The 3,972-nt window shown below is 64.7% G+C and carries 5 protein-coding genes; 3 read left to right on the top strand and 2 right to left on the bottom strand.

The features are described 5' to 3' along the window. On the bottom strand, positions 1–344 hold a 344-nt coding region (locus MUO23_00150; GenBank protein ID MCJ7511361.1), incomplete at its 3' end, for an HDIG domain-containing protein. 20 nt (positions 345–364) lie between these two features. Beyond that, complete coding sequence (locus MUO23_00145) at positions 365–982, bottom strand: YdcF family protein (protein ID MCJ7511360.1); 618 nt, start codon at positions 980–982, stop codon at positions 365–367. 107 nt (positions 983–1,089) lie between these two features. Between MUO23_00145 and MUO23_00140 the strand changes: the two genes are divergently transcribed. The 3 genes from MUO23_00140 to MUO23_00130 all read left to right on the top strand — a co-directional run. Further along, on the top strand, positions 1,090–1,860 hold the full coding sequence (locus MUO23_00140; GenBank protein MCJ7511359.1) for an FCD domain-containing protein: 771 nt from the start codon (positions 1,090–1,092) through the stop codon (positions 1,858–1,860). After that, on the top strand, positions 1,857–3,695 hold the full coding sequence (locus MUO23_00135; protein ID MCJ7511358.1) for a 2-oxoacid:acceptor oxidoreductase subunit alpha: 1,839 nt from the start codon (positions 1,857–1,859) through the stop codon (positions 3,693–3,695). The genes MUO23_00140 and MUO23_00135 overlap by 4 nt, the downstream gene beginning before the upstream one ends. Position 3,696: 1 nt before the next feature. Continuing rightward, positions 3,697–3,972, top strand: a 276-nt coding sequence (locus MUO23_00130) for a hypothetical protein (protein MCJ7511357.1), incomplete at its 3' end; no start/stop codon positions are given.

Below are 3,972 nucleotides of genomic sequence, written 5' to 3'. Positions count from 1 at the left end.
GTGATCAGGCCCGTAAGCTCGTCGCAGGCGTACAGGCACATCTCCATCCGGCTTTGCCGCGGCACGCCGGTATGTTCGGCGTGGCTGAGGATGCAGCGGATGACCTCCTCGGGCACGCCGCGCTCTCGCAGGATGGGGGCTCCATCCTGCGGGTGGTGTTCGAGGGTCGGGTGGATCTCCCAGTCGAAATCATGAAGCAGGCCGGCCAGGCCCCAGGCATCTGGGTCCTCCCGGTAGCGGCCGGCATAGCCGCGCATGGCGGCTTCGACAGCGAACATGTGGTTCTTCAGGTTCGGGTTCTGGATGTACGCCTCCAGGATGGCGAGCGCCTGTCCTCGATCCACCGCTTGTCCTCCTCAGGCCCTCAACCGGCGCTCTTGGGTGGGAGCGGGGCGGAGGGGGCGAAGTAGGTCTCCAGCACGGCCACGAGGGTGGCTGGGACCTCTCTCAGACTCCAGTAGCCCTGGGCGCGGCGGGAATAGGGGTGCAGGTCGGCGGCAACGCCGTCCGCTTCCATCCCGAGCCCACGGCAGATGGCCAGAGCGCGCGGCAGGTGGAAGCGCTGTGTGACCAGCAACGCCTGCTCGATTCCGAACACGGCGCGGGCGCGCTTACAGGAGGTGAAGGTGCGGTCGCCCAGGCGGTCGAGGGTGATGGCTGTCTCTGGAACCCCCAGCGCCAGAGCCAGATCCCGCATGGCAGCCGGTTCGTCCCGGGAGGCCGCCGAGGCGGACCCGCTGAGCAGCAGTCCCTCGACCCGGCCCTGCAGGTATAGCGCTGCCGCCGCCGCCACTCGGTCCGCCAGGACAAGGGACGGGGTGCCGTCGCGCCGCAAGCCGGCGCCGAACACGATCGCCACCGGTCTGGCCGGGGCCGTTGCCGGCGTGTGGATCCGTCCAGCATACCGCTGAAGCACAACTGCCCGGGGCAGGACGAAGGCCAGCCCAAAGGTCAACAAGGTGAGTCCGAGCCAGACACGCACCGCCGTCTCCTTCTAGTCAGCGCCGGATTGTACCAGGGGCCGGTCAGCTACGCAGGCTTGACTCACCCTCTGGAGCATGCTATCATCATGTATATGGGATCTATGCGATGAATATAATGAATGAATCCGGGCAGACCGACGGGACGTGGAAGAGCGAGCTGCCCGCCACGTTCCTGCAGTATCTGGCAGATTCTCCGGCAGCAGCCGGGGAGCGCCTCCCGTCGATCCACGAAATCTCCGCCCACCTGGGGATCAGCTCGGGCAAGCTTCGCGAGCAGCTGGAGGTGGCACGCCAGCTCGGGTTGGTCGATGTCCGTCCCAAGACCGGCATCCGCCGGCTGCCGTTCAGCTTCCTACCCAGCCTGCGGCTGACCCTCAACCATGCGCTGGCGATCGATCCGGCTTACTTCGAGCAGTTCGGCGATCTACGCAATGCACTCGAAGTCGTTTTCTGGAAGGCGGCCGCCCAGAGCTTGCTGCCCGAGGACCGACAGACATTGCGCCGGCTAGTCGAGCGCGCCTGGGAGAAACTAGGCGGGGAACCCATCCAAATCCCGCATGCCGAGCACCGGGCACTGCACCTGACGATATTCTCTCGCTTCGAGAACACGTTTGTGCGTGGAGTGCTGGAAATGTATTGGGAAGCCTACGAGGCCTTCGGCTTGAACGTGTATGCCGACTATGCCTATTTGAAGCGCGTCTGGGAATACCATGAGCGGATGGTGGACGCCATCCTGGCGGAGGAGTACGAGCTGGGATACCAGATCCAAATCGAACACGCCAGCCTGCTTCACGAACGCCCCGAGCTACACCGATTGCGGTGGCAGGGACCCACGGCGGCCCTCGAAGCCGGGGCCACCCCAAGAGAGGCAGAATGAGCCCTCAACCCGTTCAAGAGAAAGTGGCGGCTGCTCATCCGGTGGAACAGCCGCGGATCGTCAACGATTTCTCGATGGTCGTGGCGACCGTGAATGGATCCGGCAGCCAGACCTCCAACATGGCCCTGACCCGGGCCCTGTTCCGGATGGGCGTGCCGGTCAGCGGCAAGAGCCTCTTCCCGTCCAACATCCAGGGCCTGCCGACCTGGTTCACCATCCGCGCCAGTTCCCTCGGATATACCGCCCGACGGGAGAGGGTCGAGATCATCGTCGCCATGAACCTCGCAACCTATCAGGAGGATCTGCAGACCCTGGTGCCTGGCGGGGTGTGCTTCTATCCAGATCACTTCCCGCCGCCCCGCGGCCGCGAGGATGTCGTGTACTACCCGATGCCGGTGCAATCCCTGGTCAAGCAGCTCGATCCGCCCAAGGAACTCCGGGAGTACATCTCGAACATGGCCTATGTTGGGGTGGTGGCCAGTGTGCTCGCCATCGAGCTCGAAGAGATCCGCAAGGCACTGGTCACGCACTTCCGCGGCAAGGAGCGGGCCGTGGAATCCAACATGGACATGATCGCCAGGGCGCACGCCTGGGCCGAAGGCAACCTCGTCAAGCGCGATCCGTATGTGGTCGAGCGTGACAACCAAACCGAAGGCATGATCCTGATCGACGGGAATACCGCCGGGGCACTGGGCGCGATCTATGGCGGGGTCAGCTTCGCCGCCTGGTATCCAATCACCCCCGCCTCCAGCCTGGCCGAGTCCCTGACCGAATACTTGCCTACCCTGCGCAAAGAGCAGGGCACCGGCAGGGCCACCTATGCGGTCATCCAGGCCGAGGACGAGATCTCTGCCGCCGGGATGGCCGTGGGTGCTGGCTGGATGGGGGCGCGCAGCATGACCTCCACCTCCGGCCCGGGTCTGTCTCTGATGGCGGAGTACGTGGGCCTGGCATTCTTTGTGGAAGTGCCGATCGTGATCTGGGATGTCCAGCGCATGGGACCGGGGACCGGGTTGCCCACCCGCACCTCGCAGGGCGATGTCTTGTTTGTGCGTTACCTCGGACACGGGGACACCAAGCATGTGATGCTGTTCCCGGCCACGCCCAAGGAGTGCTTCGAGTTTGGCTGGAAGGCCTTCGATCTTGCCGAAAGGCTGCAGACGCCGGTCTTCGTGATGTCCGATCTCGACCTGGGGATGAACTACTGGATGTCGGAGCCGTTCACCTATCCTGAGGAGCCCATGGACCGCGGCAAAGTGCTCACGGCCGACGATCTGGCGCAGATCGGGACCTTCGGCCGCTATCGCGATACCGACGGCGATGGAATCACCTACCGCACTCTGCCCGGGAACCCCCATCCGCTGGCCGCCTGGTTCGCCCGGGGCACCGGACACAATCAGGCTGCTCTGTACAGCGAGCGGGCCGACGACTGGTCCGCCAACATGGAGCGACTGTGGCGCAAGCTCGAGACCATCCGGGAGTTTGTCCCGCCCCCGGTGCTGTCTCGCCTACCAGGCGCCCGCATCGGCCTCATCGGCTATGGGAGCACCGACCCGGCGATCCAGGAGGCGCGGGCTCGGCTGCTGGCCAATGGGATCCCCACCGACTACCTGCGCCTGCGGGCCGTGCCGTTCACGGCGGAGGTGCACAAGTTCGTGGAGGAGCACGACGAGATCTTCGTCATCGAAATGAACACCGATGGCCAGATGCGGCAGTTGCTCCAGCTGGAGACGCCGGAGCAGGCCGGCAAGATCCGTTCCCTGGCACATAACACAGGCCTGCCATTGAGCGCCCGTTGGATTGTCGGGCGGATTCAACCAGGCCAGGAGGGCTAACATGGCGACCAACACCGCGACCGCGCCTCCGCGCCCACCGAACGTCAATCTGGTCGGTCTCGAACGAACCGACTACAAAGGTCTGCCGTCGACCCTGTGCCAGGGTTGCGGGCACAATTCGATCTCCAGCCAGTTAATCGCCGCCTGCTACGAGATGTCGGTCGAGCCGGAGCGCATTGTCAAGTTCTCCGGCATCGGCTGCTCGAGCAAGAGCCCGGCCTACTTTCTCAGTCGCTCCTTCGGCTTCAACGGGCTGCACGGGCGCATGCCGTCGCTG

It is taken from the genome of Anaerolineales bacterium, assembly GCA_022866145.1.
GTDB lineage: Bacteria > Chloroflexota > Anaerolineae > Anaerolineales > E44-bin32 > PFL42.
This window is presented reverse-complemented; position numbering and strand designations above follow the sequence as displayed.